The organism is Spirillospora sp. NPDC048819 (genome assembly GCF_040650055.1).
Taxonomy (GTDB): domain Bacteria; phylum Actinomycetota; class Actinomycetes; order Streptosporangiales; family Streptosporangiaceae; genus Spirillospora.
Window position 1 is genome coordinate 1 of record NZ_JBEZGN010000077.1, and the last position, 13,623, is coordinate 13,623.

15 protein-coding genes are annotated in these 13,623 nt (G+C 71.8%); 5 read left to right on the top strand and 10 right to left on the bottom strand.

The features are described from left to right. Nucleotides 1-122 precede the first annotated feature (122 nt). The 9 genes from AB0C35_RS45345 to AB0C35_RS45385 all read right to left on the bottom strand — a co-directional run bounded on the left by AB0C35_RS45345 (nt 123) and on the right by AB0C35_RS45385 (nt 8,959). Nucleotides 123-386 carry an acyl carrier protein gene (locus tag AB0C35_RS45345; RefSeq protein WP_358470674.1) on the bottom strand — a complete coding sequence of 88 codons (264 nt, stop codon included), beginning with the start codon at nt 384-386 and terminating at the stop codon, nt 123-125. Between the two features lie 56 nt (nt 387-442). After that, nucleotides 443-1,408: a beta-ketoacyl-ACP synthase III gene (locus tag AB0C35_RS45350; RefSeq protein WP_358470677.1), complete on the bottom strand. Its 966-nt coding sequence runs from the start codon at nt 1,406-1,408 to the stop codon at nt 443-445. Beyond that, nucleotides 1,405-2,334 carry an ACP S-malonyltransferase gene (locus AB0C35_RS45355; protein WP_358470680.1) on the bottom strand — a complete coding sequence of 310 codons (930 nt, stop codon included), beginning with the start codon at nt 2,332-2,334 and terminating at the stop codon, nt 1,405-1,407. Before AB0C35_RS45355 ends, AB0C35_RS45350 begins: the two co-directional genes overlap by 4 nt. Before the next feature lie 96 nt (nt 2,335-2,430). Further along, nucleotides 2,431-3,600: a helix-turn-helix domain-containing protein gene (locus AB0C35_RS45360; protein WP_358470683.1), complete on the bottom strand. Its 1,170-nt coding sequence runs from the start codon at nt 3,598-3,600 to the stop codon at nt 2,431-2,433. A 55-nt stretch (nt 3,601-3,655) separates the two neighbouring features. Continuing rightward, nucleotides 3,656-4,666 carry an alpha/beta hydrolase gene (locus AB0C35_RS45365; protein WP_358470686.1) on the bottom strand — a complete coding sequence of 337 codons (1,011 nt, stop codon included), beginning with the start codon at nt 4,664-4,666 and terminating at the stop codon, nt 3,656-3,658. Nucleotides 4,667-4,754: 88 nt separating this feature from the next. Continuing rightward, nucleotides 4,755-5,915 (bottom strand): acyltransferase, encoded by a 1,161-nt coding sequence (locus AB0C35_RS45370; RefSeq protein WP_358470689.1) that lies wholly within the window; start codon nt 5,913-5,915, stop codon nt 4,755-4,757. Further along, entirely contained in the window at nt 5,908-6,858 is a 951-nt protein-coding gene (locus tag AB0C35_RS45375; protein WP_358470692.1) for an alpha/beta hydrolase, read from the bottom strand. The genes AB0C35_RS45370 and AB0C35_RS45375 overlap by 8 nt, the downstream gene beginning before the upstream one ends. A 131-nt stretch (nt 6,859-6,989) precedes the next feature. Beyond that, on the bottom strand, nt 6,990-7,661 hold the full coding sequence (locus tag AB0C35_RS45380; RefSeq protein WP_358470695.1) for a response regulator transcription factor: 672 nt from the start codon (nt 7,659-7,661) through the stop codon (nt 6,990-6,992). Next, nucleotides 7,658-8,959, bottom strand: a complete 1,302-nt coding sequence (locus AB0C35_RS45385; RefSeq protein ID WP_358470698.1) for a sensor histidine kinase — start codon at nt 8,957-8,959, stop codon at nt 7,658-7,660. The genes AB0C35_RS45380 and AB0C35_RS45385 overlap by 4 nt, the downstream gene beginning before the upstream one ends. 85 nt (nt 8,960-9,044) lie before the next feature. Here AB0C35_RS45385 and AB0C35_RS45390 point away from each other — a divergent pair, with 85 nt between their 5' ends. Continuing rightward, a complete protein-coding gene (locus AB0C35_RS45390) occupies nt 9,045-10,073 on the top strand; it encodes a PHP domain-containing protein (protein WP_358470701.1) in 1,029 nt (342 codons plus the stop codon). A 5-nt stretch (nt 10,074-10,078) separates the two neighbouring features. On the opposite strand, the gene AB0C35_RS45395 is transcribed toward AB0C35_RS45390, so the two are convergent. After that, entirely contained in the window at nt 10,079-10,711 is a 633-nt protein-coding gene (locus tag AB0C35_RS45395; protein WP_358470704.1) for a hypothetical protein, read from the bottom strand. Between the two features lie 179 nt (nt 10,712-10,890). Between AB0C35_RS45395 and AB0C35_RS45400 the strand changes: the two genes are divergently transcribed. From AB0C35_RS45400 to AB0C35_RS45415, 4 genes are all read left to right on the top strand, one after another. Then, nucleotides 10,891-11,742: a helix-turn-helix transcriptional regulator gene (locus AB0C35_RS45400; RefSeq protein WP_358470707.1), complete on the top strand. Its 852-nt coding sequence runs from the start codon at nt 10,891-10,893 to the stop codon at nt 11,740-11,742. A gap of 21 nt (nt 11,743-11,763) precedes the next feature. Further along, nucleotides 11,764-11,988 carry a DUF397 domain-containing protein gene (locus tag AB0C35_RS45405; RefSeq protein ID WP_358470710.1) on the top strand — a complete coding sequence of 75 codons (225 nt, stop codon included), beginning with the start codon at nt 11,764-11,766 and terminating at the stop codon, nt 11,986-11,988. Between the two features lie 389 nt (nt 11,989-12,377). Next, entirely contained in the window at nt 12,378-13,151 is a 774-nt protein-coding gene (locus AB0C35_RS45410) for an ABC transporter ATP-binding protein (protein WP_358470713.1), read from the top strand. After that, the coding region (locus AB0C35_RS45415) for an ATP-binding cassette domain-containing protein (protein WP_358470716.1) at nt 13,138-13,623 on the top strand (486 nt) is incomplete at its 3' end. The genes AB0C35_RS45410 and AB0C35_RS45415, both read left to right, overlap by 14 nt.

Genomic DNA, 13,623 nt, shown 5'->3' on the forward strand with positions numbered 1-13,623 from the left:
GAGAGTGTTGTGTCGTTGTGTTTGTCGTTCTGGGAGTGGTGCGGGGCTGGGGTTTGGGGGAGGGGCCGGGCGCGCGCGCCGGCGGCGGGGGGGGGGGTGCGGCGGCGCGCCGTCCCCGCGTCTTAGCTCTTGGACGAGGTCTGGAGGTTCTGAACGAAGTTGATGACGTCCTTGACCGTCTTCAGGTTGCGCAGCTCGTCGTCGGGGATCTCGACGCCGAACTGGTCCTGCGCGGCAACGGCGATCTCCACCATCGACAGCGAGTCGATGTCGAGGTCGTCGATGAAGTTCTTGTCCGGGGTCACTTCGGACTTGTCGATGCCGACGATGTCGTCGATGATCTCGGCGAGGCCGTCCAGGATCTGCTGTTCGGTGGCGACTGCCATGGTTCTGCGTTCTCCTTCGGTGGGTTGGTCCAGAGCCTGCGAGCAGGCGTGACGGCCTACGGGATCTGGATGACTTGGGCAGCGTAGGACAGTCCGGCACCGAACCCGACCAGCAGGGCGGGGGCGCCGGACGGAACGTCGCCGCGTTCGATCATGCGGGAGAGGGCCAGCGGGATGGACGCCCCCGAGGTGTTGCCGGACTGCACGATGTCGTCGGCCACGACGGCGTTGGTGGCCTTCACCTTGCGGGCGATCGCCTCGATGATCCGCAGGTTGGCCTGGTGCGGGACGACGGCGGCGAGGTCCGCCGGCTTGATCCCGGCGCGTTCGCACGCCTCGGCGGCGATGGGGGCGATGGCGGTGGTCGCCCAGCGGAACACCGCCTGCCCCTCCTGCCGGATGAACGAGTGCCGGTCCTCGATGATGATCTTGTCGTACTTGTCGCCGGCGCTGCCCCACACGACCGGGCCGATGCCGGGGGAGTCGCTGCCGGTCACGACCGCCGCGCCCGCCCCGTCCGCGAAGATGATGCAGGTGGAGCGGTCGGTCCAGTCGATCCACTGGGACATCTTCTCCGAGCCGACGACGAGCACGTTGCGTGCGCTGCCGGCCTGCACCGCGGCGCTGGCGGTGGCGAGGGCGTAGCAGAAGCCGGCGCAGGCGGCGTTGATGTCGAACGCGCCGGGCGCGTCGATGCCGAGGCGGTGCGCGACCTGCGGGGCGTGGCCCGGCATCGGCGACTCCGCCGAGCACGTCGCCAGGATCACGAGGTCGATGTCGGACGGGGCGAGGCCGCTGCCCGCCAGGGCCTTGCCGCCCGCGTGCACGCCCAGCTCGACGATGCCCTCGTCGTCGCCGGCGATGCGGCGCTCGGCGATGCCGACGCGGCTGCGGATCCACTCGTCGTCGGTGTCGACGGTCTGCGCGATCTCGTCGTTGGTGACGATCCGGGCGGGCCGGTAGTCGCCGAAGGCCAGGATGCGGGCGCCGGCCGTCGCCGCGGGGATGCTCAGCGCGCTCATGCCGCGTCCGCCTTGATCAGCTCGCGGGCCTTGTCCAGGTCCTCGGGTGTCTTGAGGGCGACGCGCTCGACGCCGCTCAGCTCGCGGCGGGCGAGCCCGGTCAGCGTCCCGGCGGGCGGCAGCTCGATGATGGCGGTGACCCCGATCTCCCGCATGGTGTCCATGCAGGCGTCCCAGCGGACGGGCGCGCTGACCTGCGCGACCAGCCGTTCCACGAATTCGGCTCCGGACGCGACGACGGCGCCGTCGCGGTTCTGCAGCAGCCGCGTCCGCGGGTCGGCGACGGGCGCGCCGGGCGCGAGGCCGCGGAGCGCGTCGACGGCGGGCGCCATGTGCTCGGTGTGGAACGCCCCGGCGACCGACAGCGCGCGGAGCCGCGCCTTGGCGGGCGGCTCGTTCGCGAACTCGGCGAGGCGCTCCATCGTCCCGGCGGCGACGATCTGCCCGGCGCCGTTGACGTTGGCGGGCGTGAGCCCGTGCTTGTCGATGGAGGCGAGGACCTCGTCGGCGTCGCCGCCGAGGACGGCGGTCATTCCCGTCTCGGTGACGGCGGCGGCCTCGGCCATCGCCCGTCCCCGCTCCCGGACGAGGACCAGCGCGGCCTCGGGGCTCAGCACCCCGGCGATCGCGGCGGCGGCCAGTTCCCCGACGCTGTGCCCGGCCACCGCGTCCGGCCGCCGGTCTTCGCGGAGGGCGTCCTCGTAGAGGACCTCGTAGGCGGCGAGCGCGGCGGCGACCAGCAGCGGCTGGGCGACGGCGGTGTCACGGATCTCCTCGGCGTCGGCCTCCGTGCCGTACCGGACCAGGTCGAGCCCGGTGACGGCCGACCACCAGGCGAGACGGTCGGCGACTCCGGGTATCTCTAGCCATGGCTGCAGAAAGCCGGGGGTCTGGGCGCCCTGGCCGGGCGATGCGAGGAGAATCACAGCGTCCAGCCTGCCGTCAACGCCCCTCCGCCACGATGCGGATCAGCACGAACTTTGGACGAGGCGCTTTGTACGACACCTACAAGCTCACGCGTATCAGCGGGTTTGGAAGCGGCCCAGGACCAGGGCGATGCGGAGGGTGAAGGCGTTGCGACCGTCGGTGGGGGCCAGGCCGGTGAGCTCGGTCACGCGGCGGAGCCGGTAGCGGACCGTGTTGGGGTGGACGAACAGCAGGCGCGCGGTGGCCTCCAGCGACGAGCCCTGCTCGAGGTAGGTGGTGAGCGTGTCGAGGAGCGGCGCGCCCGCGGCGAGCATCGGGTTGTAGACGTTGTCCACCAGGTGGTGGCGCGCTTCGTCGTCGCCGTCCAGCGCGCGTTCGGGCAGCAGCTCCGTCGCCAGGACGGGACGGGGCGCGTCCGGCCAGCCGGCGGCGGCGCGGAGCCCGGCCACGGCGGCCTGCGCGGAGCGGGTGGAGTCGTAGAGGTCGGAGACCTGCGGGCCGACGACGACGGGGCCCGGACCGCACTTGGCGGCGACGGGGCGCGCCGCCTCCAAGGGGTCGGTGTCGCCTCCGACGATGACGATGACGCGGCGCCCCTGGACTCCGGCCAGCACGTCGGCTCGCGCGCGGCGCGCGGCCAGCTGCATCTGGTCGATGGTGACCTCGGGCTCCTCGTCCTCCGGCGTGAACCCGGCGATGACGGTGACGGGCTTGGACGTCCAGCCGAGGGCCGCGGCCCAGGAGTGCATGCCGTCGTCGACCTCGCCGCGCAGGACCGCGTTGACGACGAGGGCCTCCAGCCGCGCGTCCCAGGCGGCGCGTGTCTCGGCGGCGCGCGCGTACACCTGGGCGGCGCCGAACGCCACGTCGCGCGTGTAACGCAGGATGGCCTCGCGCAGCTGCGCCTCCCCGCCCGGCGCGGCCAGCTCGCTCAGCCGGGTCTCCACCACGTCGATGATGACCCGGATCATGTCGATCGTGTGATGGAGCTTGATGGCGCGGAGCAGTTCTCGGGGCGCGGTCCCGAACACCTCGCCGGCGATGGCCGGACGTGTCTGCTCGTTGTTCTTGAACCACTCGACGAACGCCGCGATGCCCGCCTGGGCGACGAGGCCGATCCAGGAGCGCTGGTCGGCGGGCATCCGCCGGAACCAGGGAAGATGCTCCTCCATGCTGTTCAAGGCCGCGGTGCCGAACGTCCCCATCGCCTTCTCCAGGCGCTGGGTGGTCTGCTCCCGGATCTCGGCCTCGCTCGCGGTGTCCACAACCCCAGAGTGCCACCACCGCGGAGGTGAACCGTCCCAAAGCAGGTGTCCGGTGTCAGCCGGGCGTGACATCGGCGACCTCCCCGAGCGCGATGTCGGTGAGATTCCGCAGCGCCGTCGAACCCGGTTCGAGGTAGTCGCTGTGGCCGCCGGCCCCGGCGTCGAAGACCCGGGCTCCGAACGAGGACGAGACCGGGTCGGGGCCGAGTCCGAGGCCGAAGATGCGGACGTGCGGGACGTCCTCCATCCAGTCGGACGCTCCCCGTCCCGCCCAGATCCGCGCGGTGCCGTTCAGCTTCGCGGCCGACCATGCCGTCGTGCCGGGGCTGCCGTAGAGGGCGATGTCGGTGACCTGTCTCCAGGCGGGTCCGCCAGGGCCGTCCAGTGCCGCGCGGGCGCAGACCACCGAGCCGTAGCTGTGGCAGAGCAGGCCGACGCCGGCGGACGGGTTGACCTTGTGCACGCCCTTCAGGAAGCGCCGCAGCCGCACGGCCCCCTCGTCCGCCCGCTCGCCGGTGAGGACGTCGCTGCTGAACGTCTCGGGGGCCGCATATCCGAGCCACGCCACCACGGCCAATCCCGGACGCGGTGACTCGGTGAGAGCCTGCGTGTAGACGGCGCGTGCCCCTCCGCCCGGGGTCGACCACGGTTTGTCGCCGCGTTCGTCGAACGCCGTCAGGGTCGTGTCGGCGCCGGGGACGAGTATCGCGACGCGCCGTGCCCGGGTGAGGTCGCCGATGACCTCGATGGCCCGTCCGCCGCCGCGCGGGTCGAAGTAGAGGAATCGGCGTCCCGGCCGGAGGAACGCGCCGAGTGCCCGCATGCGTTCGGCGTCGCCTATCTCCTGGGCCGTTTCGAGTGCCTTCTCGATGGACCGGCGTTCGGCGGTGTACCGGACGTCCAGCGTCGAGGGCGCCATCTCGGGGACGGCGACGGGCGGGGCGTAGGGGTCGGCGTGCCCCGTCCCGGCGGTCGTCAGCATGACACCCGAGATGGACATGGCGCAGGCCAGGGCCCTTCGGAGCCGTCGGGCGCGCGGCGAGATCGTCTTGCGTGGCGGCGGCATCCTCGTCTTTCTACCATCCAAGATCGTCTGGCCGGTCGCGGCGGGGCCCGGCGGCGGGCGGCTCTTGATGAGATGTACGAGCCCGGGGTCATGTTCGCCCTGCGGTCCGCGCCGCCCTCGGGGGACGCGGGCGTTCGAATCCGCGGACCAGGGTCCAGATCGCGGCGAGCGCACCGGCGCAGACCACCAGCCAGGGCAGCCGTTCCGCGATCCAAGCCGGCCGGTCGGGCGCGGTGTGCAACCCCGGCAGGCTACCGAACGCGAGGAGCGATCCCGCGGTCACGGCCAGCAGCGCCGTCTGGTGCCACAGGAAGATCGTCATGGCGGAGCGGTTGGCGGCGGAGATCACCGAGCGGATCCGGGCGCGTCGCGTCCAGCGGGTCAGCGGCCCGTGCAGCAGCAGGGCCAGGCCGGTCTGGGCGAGGCCGAACGCGACCGCCGCCAGCGTGGGCGGGCTGAGGTTGGACACGGCCGCGCCCGGCACGCCGACCATGCTCGCCGGGTATCCGGCGAACAGGACCAGCAGCGCGGCCGCCGCGCCGCCCCCGGCCAGCAGCACGAACCCGGCGCGGCGGGAGCCGAGCGCCCCGTCCGCCCAGCCGACGCCGAGGTAGAACGGCACGAGCCAGCCGGTGAGGACGGTGGCCCAGCCCGTCCACCCGGGCGTGTCGAGGGCGAAGCGGCCGAGGTCGATCGCGGCGGTCGCGGCGACGAGCAGGGCGGCGCCCCAGAGGCCGAGACGGTTCCAGGCCGCCGCGACCGCCGGGGTCGCCGCCGTCAGGGCGACGTAGACGCCCAGGAACCACAGCGGGCTGAGCACCAGTTCGACGAGGGTGCGCAGGGTGTCCGCCGAGAGCCCGGCCCAGGACAGCGCGGCCGCAGCCGGAAACCACGCGGCCAGGAGGACGGGCAGGGGCCGCGCGAAACGGGCCAGGCGTTGCCGAAGCCTGGCGCCCCACGGCTCGCCGGGACGCAGGCCCTTCGCCGACGCGTACCCGCCGACCAGGAAGAACACGGCGAGCGTCTGCAGCACCCAGGAGATCGGGGCCAGCTCCGGCATCGTCCGCAGCGGGCTGATGACCCGCAGCTCGCCGCCCGAGCCGTCCGCGACGAACGCGGTGACCAGCCAGTGCCCGAGCACGACGCCGAGGATCGCGAAGGCGCGCAGGGCGTCGACGGCCGGGTCGCGTCCGCCGGGCGCGGGCCCGGCCTGGGCGGGGACGGGCGGCCTCGTCCCGATCTCAAGCACGGGTGACCTCCGCGTCGCGGCCGAGGGCGATCAGGGCGAGGTTGCGGAGCGCGAGAGAGCCGGGCTTCAGGTAGCCGCTGTGCGGCCCCGTTCCGGCGTCGAACCGCAGCGCGCCGAAGCCGGACGAGACGGGGTCCGCGCCGAAACCCAGACCGGCGAAGCGGAAGTTCGGCACGTACCGCGTCCAGTCGCCTTTTGCGCGGCCCGCCCATACACGGGCGGACGTGCCGAGGTCGGCGGCGTTGTCCGCCGTGGTGCCGGGGCTGCCGTACAGGGCGATCTCGTCCACCGGCAGGGACGCGAGAGGCCGCGCGGCCTTGGCGCACACCACCGAGCCGTAGCTGTGGCAGAGGAGCGCGAACCGGGCGTGCCCGTTCACGCGGTGGAGGCCGGTGAGGAGACGTCCGAGACTGCGAGCACCGTCCTCGGCGTGGCCGGCCGTCAGGACGTCGGTGCTCAACATGGAAGGCGAGTCGTAACCGAGCCAGGCGATCACGGCGAACCGCGTCCCTCGGGCGCGGGCCTGAGCCTGCCGGTAGAGCGCACGGCTGTCGCCGCCGACGAACTTGGGGGCGTTGTAGTTGGTCAGCGTGTTGTCCGCGCCGGGCACGACGACGGCGATCCGGTCGGCGTGCCGTAGGTCGCCGATGACTTCGACGGCCCGTCCGTCGCCTCGCGGATCGAAGGACAGAAAGCGCCGGTCCTTGGCGAGGAGCGCCGACAGGGTGCGCGTCCGGTCGTCGTCGTGGAAGTGTTCCGCGGTGGCCAGCGCTCGGGAGATCTCCCGCCGGGTGCCCTGGAACCGGGCGTCAAGGGTCGCCGCCGACAACTCCGGCGCCGGGCCCGGGGCGGCGTACACCTCGACGCTTCTCGCGGACGCGGTCGTCGAGCCGGCCGCCGCGAGGACCGCGACGACGGCCACCGCCTTGCGAACGCTGGGCATCCGAGACGTCCCTCCTGGTCAGTGGGGTGAAGCACTGATCAGGAAGCTAGAAATCGGACGCCGTAACGCGGATCAACCGGCGGTGTGGTCCTGCGCCCTGCCACCCAGGTGCCACGGATGCGACCCGGGTATCAGTCGCCGGGACGGACCAGCCCCACCTCGTAGGCGTAGACGATCGCCTGCGGGCGGTCGCGCAACCCGAGCTTCATCAGGATCCGCCCGAAATGCGTCTTGACGGTCTGTTCGGCGACGACGAGCTCCCCGGCGATCTCGCCGTTGGACAGCCCGCGCGCCACCAGCGCCAGGACCTCGGTCTCCCGCTCGGTCAGCGCGTCCAGCCGCTTACGGGACGGCGCCCTCCGCCCGCCCAGCCGGGAGAACTCCGCGATGAGCCGCCGGGTGATCGACGGTGACAGCAGCGCGTCGCCCGCCGCCACGACCCGCACCGCGTCCGCCAGCTCCGTCGCGGACGCGTCCTTCAGAAGAAACCCGCTGGCCCCCGCCCGCAACGCCTCGTAGACGTAGTCGTCCAGGTCGAACGTGGTGAGCATGAGGATCCTCGGCGCGCCGGCGTCGGCGTCGTCGGCGGCGAGGATGCGGCGGGTCGCCTCCAGCCCGTCCATCACCGGCATCCGGACGTCCATCAGCACCACCTCGGGACGCAGTTCGGCGACGCGGCGCAGGCCCTCCTCGCCGTTGACGGCCTCGCCGACGACCTCGATGTCGGGCTGGGCGTTCAGCAGCACGCCGAACCCGGAGCGCACCATGCCCTGATCGTCGACGATCACGACCCGGATGGTCACGACCGGTCCCGCGCCTTCTCCGGCAGGTCGGCGGTCACCGCGAATCCCCCCTCCGCCGTCGGCCGGGCGGTCAGCTCGCCGCCGAGCGCGGCGGCCCGCTCCCGCATCCCGACCAGCCCGTGGCCGCCGCCCGGCAGCGCGGGACCGGGCGCCTGCCCGCCGGCGGGCGGGCCGTTGACGACGCCGAGCCACACTATTGCGTCATCACGGGACACCTCGACGTGCACCCGCGAGCCGGGCGCGTGCCGCATCGCGTTGCTCAGCGCCTCCTGCAGGATCCGGTACGCGGTGAGCCCCACGCCCGGCGGAATCCCGGCGAGGTCGCCGTCCAGGAGCGTCTCCACCTGCAGGCCCGCCGCCCGCGCGTTGCCGATCAGCTCGTCCAGCCTGTCCAGGCTCGGCTGCGGGGCGGTGTCGGCGCCGTCCTCCGACCGCAGCACGCCGAGGATGCGCCGCATCTCGGTCAGCGCGTCCAGCGCCGTCGCGCGGATCTCGGCGAGGTCGCGTCGCGTCTCCTCCGGTACCGCCTCGACCTTGTAGGGCGCCGCCTCCGCCTGAATCGCGATCATCGACATGTGGTGGGCGACGACGTCGTGCATCTCCCGCGCGATCCGCTGCCGCTCGGTCAGCACCGCCTCGGCGTCCTGATGCCGCCGCTCCTGCTCGGCCAGCTGCCGCCGCGACGTCCGCCGGACCCGGACGGCGTAGCCCACCGCCAGCGGCACCAGCAGCAGCGCCGACGCCCCGGGCGCCGTGTCCGCGTCATTGATCCACACCCCGGCGAACGCAAGGAGCGCGACGCCCAGCGTGATGTCCCGCGAGCAGCGCACCGTCACCGTGAAGACGCACATGAGCGCGGCGAAGGCCCCGGCCGGGATGTACGGCATGCCCGGCGGCCACGGGCTCAGGCCGACCACCGCCATCGCCGCGAAGCTCATCCGCCAGGCCGCCAGCGGATGCCGGTCCCGCAGGGCCAGGGGCGCGGTCACGATGAACGCGATCAGCAGGGCGGAGCCGTCCCCGGGGTAGCCCGCCGCGTCGGAGCGCACGGGATCCCGCAGCATGGCGTTCGTCCCGCCGATGATCACAGCGGTGAGGACGAGCCAGAAGAGGTTCGTCACCAGCCCGAACGGCAGCCGCCCGAAGCCGAGGAACCGGGTCCACCGCAATCCCGCGGGCCAGGGCCGGTCGAGCGGCGGCGCGGGCTCGGCCCGTCCGGTCACCGCCGCGGCCAGGACTCCGTTCCGCAGCACCGTGCGCAGCGGGTGCGGTTCGTCCCCGGACTTGTCCTCGGCCATGACGACCAGGCTAGAGACCGGACGGCCGCCCCCGGATGACACCGTGGTGGGACACGTCCTGTCATACCTGGGTACGGTGCGATGCGTGGAGCCCGTCGAAGCGCTGCGCCGTATCGCGTTCCTGCTGGAGCGCGCCCATGAGCCGACCTACCGCGTGCGGGCGTTCCGCGCCGCCGCCGACCTCGCCGAGAAGACGCCCCCGGACGAGCTCGCCGCCCGCGCCCAGGAGGGCACGCTGACGGCCCTGCCCGGCATCGGCAAGGTCACCGCCCTGGTGATCGACGAGGCGCTGCGCGGTGAGACGCCCGTCTACCTGCGCCGCCTGGAGGCCACCGACGGCGAGCCGCTGGACGAGGCCGCCGCCGCGCTCCGCTCCGCGCTCAAGGGCGACCTGCACACCCACAGCGACTGGTCGGACGGCGGCTCCCCGATCCGGGAGATGGCCGAGACGGCCCGTTCCCTGGGCCACGAGTACATCGCCCTCACCGACCATTCGCCGCGGCTCACGGTGGCCAACGGACTGTCCGCCGACCGCCTCCGCCGCCAGCTCGACGTCGTGGCCGAACTCAACGAGAGCCTGGCGCCGTTCCGCATCCTCACCGGCATCGAGGTCGACATCCTGGAGGACGGAACCCTCGACCAGGACGCGGCGCTCCTCGACCGGCTGGACGTCGTCGTCGCCAGCGTCCACTCCAAACTCCGCATGGACCGCGTCTCCATGACCAAACGCATGGTGACGGCGATCGCGAACCCGCGCGTGAACGTCCTCGGCCACTGCACCGGGCGCATCGTCAAGGCCGGCGGCAAACGCGGGGGGCTGCGTCCCGAGTCGGAGTTCGACGCCGCCCTCGTCTTCGACGCCTGCGCCGCCTACGACGTCGCCGTGGAGATCAACTCCCGTCCGGAGCGCCTCGACCCGCCCAAGCGCCTCCTCCGCCTCGCCGTCGAGGCGGGCTGCCGCTTCTCCATCGACTCCGACGCCCACGCCCCGGGCCAGCTCGACTGGCAGCCCTTCGGCTGCGAACGGGCCGCCCGCTGCGCCGTCCCCGCCTCCCGGATCGTGAACGCCCTCCCCGCCGGCGACCTGGTCGCCTGGACGCGCTCCGAACCGTGAGCGCCTCAGCGGGTCCCGCGATGGATGTACGCCGGGAACACGGCGCCCTTGGCGCTGATCTGCACCGGGTGGAACTCCTTCGGGTCCAGCCCGTCGAACTCCGTCTCGACGAGGTCCTCGTAGAGGGACGACGACACGATCAGGGCCATGTCACGGCCTCGGTCGCCGCGCAGTTCGTCCCGTAGCTCCTGCGAGTCCAGGAGCCGGGCGACGACGATCGGCGCCCGCCCCACCGCGCCGAACAGCCCACCGGACAGGGGCCCGTGGTGCATGGACACCCGCAGCCTGATCGGCGGCGTCCGTTTCCGGTTGACCTCGGCGATCGCGGCGGCCAGCTCGCGCGGATAGCGGACGAGCACGCGCAGCCCGTCGGTCTCCGAAGGCAGGATCGCCATCTCGCCGTCGCCGCCTACCTGCCGCAGCCAGCCCTCCCGGTCGAGGCCCGCCGCGGCCGCCGCGGTCTCCAGGACCGCGTGCAGATCCAGCTGCATCCGCTTCTGCTGCGCCGCGCTCAACCTGCTGAAACCCTCGATGTCGACGGCGATGAGAAAGTGATACGTCAGCCGGTCGGTCAGCGGTACGGTGAACGGCGTGTCCGATGGGCCCGTCCCTGTGAAGTTCGTCGCTGCGCTGCTCATGCGCTACCCCGAGTCGGGACCCGGCGATCGTGTTACCCCAGCCGGCATGGCACCTCTGCTTTCCCTTGTGGCCGTGACCGAGCTCCCCCTCCTGGCATCTTCCGTCCTCTTCCGCTCGGATGCAAGTTTGCATGTAGAATTCCGCGTATCAGTGCACGAGACCTTTCAGGGAGGGCGGGATGGCCGACCGGCAGTCGCCATCGGTGCGGGCGCGGCAGCTCGCCCGCGAGCTCCGCGGCCTGCGCACGCGCGCGGACGTAACGATCGACCAGGTCGCGGCGGGGTTGAAGTGGTCGATGGCCAAGGTCTCCCGGATCGAGACGGCCTACACCTTGATCACCGTCCCCGACCTGCACCGGCTCCTGGAGTTCTACGGGGTGGACGAAGAGGCCGCCGAGCGTTACATCAGACTGGCGCGCGCGGCCCGCGAACGTGGCTGGTGGGAGACCTACAGCGAAACCCTGGGGGAGCGGTACGCCGCCTTCATCGGCCTGGAGGCCGACGCCCAGGCGATGCACTCCTACCGCGTCGCGATCATCCACGGCCTGTTGCAGACTCCCGAGTACGCGCGGGCGTGCACGATGGCCAGCGTCCCCGCCCTGCCCCCCGGCGAGATCGACCGGCGCGTGGAGATCCGGCAGAAGCGGCAGAGCAGGCTGCGGTCCCTCGACGCGATGGAACTCTTCGCCGTCCTGGATGAAGGGGCGCTGCGGCGCAAGATCGCCGACGGCGAGGTGATGCGCGGCCAGATGGAGTATCTTCTGGACGCCGGGACGCTGTCGAATGTAAGAATCCTGGTGATTCCGCTCGATAACGGTTTCCCCGGAGGGCTCACGGATTTCAGCATTCTGAAGTTTCAGGAGCCGGAGTATCCGGACATCGTGTACATCGAGCAGATGAGCGGTAGTCTCATCATCGAAGATGACAGTCAGGTTTTCCGCTATACCAGCGCATTTGAGAGAATTTGTGAAAATGCGCTGGATGAATCCGACTCACGTGACATCATCGCCCGCATCGCTCGGGCTTTCTAGAAGAACAGTGAACCTCGCTTGATGACGACGACGTCTCACGGTGCTGCCCTTTCGTGGCGGAAGAGCACCTACAGCATGTCTGCCGACGAGTGTGTCGAACTCGCTGCGAACACCACCGTCGGAACCCGGGCGCCGATCGTGCTCGTCCGCGATTCCAAGGCGCCCGGCGGGCCCGTTTTCCGGTTCGGGAGCGAGGAGTTCGCCGCCTTCCTCACCCGCGTGAAACGCGGCGAACTCGACCTCTGAGTCACCCCCGCGAAGGCCGCGGCCCAATGCGCCCGACCGCAGGTCGGGCTTTTCGCCGCGGATGCGCTGCCTGAGTGCTCATTAGATCCGGCTCTGGAATGGCCCTGGGAATTCATGGGCCGCGTGCCAGGCCGGGCTTCGGCTGTGCCATGTGGACGGGGTCGCCGTTGGAGGCGGCGCCAGGTCGGCCACGTGGGCGGTCCACATATTGGTGACGTCCGGCATGTGTTTGTGGGTGCCACCTGCGGGTGATGTGGGTCACACCCGTGTTCAGGGCGCCGAATGTGGGTGCGGCTCACATGGTCCGGGGTTCGGGTGCCACCTAGCGTTCCCGGTCACGGCGGCCCGAGTGCGTTTCGGGCCACCTTAGACGAGCGCTAGGAGGGCGAATGGGCGACCCCGTCCCGAAGGGCCCGGTGCTGGCGGCGCGCGGGCTGGTCAGGGAGTTCCGCGGCTTCCGGGCCGTCGACGGCGTGGACCTCGACATCGCCGAGGGCTCCGTCCACGCGCTGGTGGGCCCGAACGGTGCCGGCAAGACCACGCTGTTCAACCTGCTGACCGGGTTCCTGAAGCCGACCGCGGGCAGTGTCCGGCTCGGCGATCACGAGCTGGCCGGTCGGAGACCGGAACGGATCGCGCGGCTCGGGCTCGCCCGGTCGTTCCAGATCACGAGCCTGTTCGCCGAGCTGACGCCCAGGCAGCACGTTGAGCTGGCCCTGGCGGGACGCACCGGGCTCGGCTGGCGGTTCTGGCGGTCGGACGGCGCGCTCGGACGCTTCTCCGGGCGCGCGGCCGAACTGCTCGACCAGGTCGGCCTGGGCGATCACGGCGAGATCCCCGCGGGCTCTCTGGCGTACGGGCGCAAACGGGCCCTCGAACTGGCCCTGGCCCTCGCGCTCGACCCGAAGGTGCTGCTGCTCGACGAGCCGACCGCCGGCATGGGCGTGGAGGACGTCGACCGCACCGTCGCGCTCATCCAGCGGGTGAGAGAGGGCCGCACGGTGGTCCTCGTCGAGCACAACATGAGCGTCGTCTCCAGCCTCGCCGACCAGGTCACGGTGCTTCAGCACGGCCAGGTCCTCGTCGAAGGCCCCTACGCCGAGATCCGTCACGACCCCCGGGTCGTCACCGCCTACCTCGGAGACTCCAATGCTGAGCGTTGACGGACTGTCGGCCTGGTACGGCGAGGCGCAGGCCCTGCGCGATGTGTCGCTGCACGTGGGTGAGGGCGAAATCGTCACTCTCGTCGGACGCAATGGCGCCGGCAAGACCACTCTCTTGCGCAGCCTGATGGGACTCCACCAAGGAGTGTCCGGGACGGTGCGGTTCCTGGACGAGGACATCTCCGGCCTGAGCCCGCACAAGCGCAGCCGTCGCGGCCTTGGCTACGTCCCGGACGACCGGGGCGTCTTCGCCACGCTGTCGGTGGAGGAGAACCTCACGCTGCCGCCGGTCACGGGAAAGGATCCCTGGTCGCTGGAGCGGGTGTACGAGACGTTCCCGAAGCTGCGCGAGCGGCGGAGGTTTCCCGGGACGAAGTTGTCGGGCGGGGAGCAGCAGATGCTCGCGCTGGCGCGGGTGCTGCGGACGGGCGCCCGTTTGCTGCTGTGCGACGAGCCCACCGAGGGCCTGTCG

Coding starts and splice junctions, on each gene's coding strand:
- AB0C35_RS45345 (WP_358470674.1), bottom strand. CDS start 386: ATGGCAGTCGCCACCGAACAGCAGATCCTGGACGGCCTCGCCGAGATC.
- AB0C35_RS45350 (WP_358470677.1), bottom strand. CDS start 1,408: ATGAGCGCGCTGAGCATCCCCGCGGCGACGGCCGGCGCCCGCATCCTG.
- AB0C35_RS45365 (WP_358470686.1), bottom strand. CDS start 4,666: ATGCCGCCGCCACGCAAGACGATCTCGCCGCGCGCCCGACGGCTCCGA.
- AB0C35_RS45375 (WP_358470692.1), bottom strand. CDS start 6,858: ATGCCCAGCGTTCGCAAGGCGGTGGCCGTCGTCGCGGTCCTCGCGGCG.
- AB0C35_RS45385 (WP_358470698.1), bottom strand. CDS start 8,959: ATGGCCGAGGACAAGTCCGGGGACGAACCGCACCCGCTGCGCACGGTG.
- AB0C35_RS45395 (WP_358470704.1), bottom strand. CDS start 10,711: ATGAGCAGCGCAGCGACGAACTTCACAGGGACGGGCCCATCGGACACG.
- AB0C35_RS45400 (WP_358470707.1), top strand. CDS start 10,891: ATGGCCGACCGGCAGTCGCCATCGGTGCGGGCGCGGCAGCTCGCCCGC.
- AB0C35_RS45405 (WP_358470710.1), top strand. CDS start 11,764: ATGACGACGACGTCTCACGGTGCTGCCCTTTCGTGGCGGAAGAGCACC.
- AB0C35_RS45410 (WP_358470713.1), top strand. CDS start 12,378: ATGGGCGACCCCGTCCCGAAGGGCCCGGTGCTGGCGGCGCGCGGGCTG.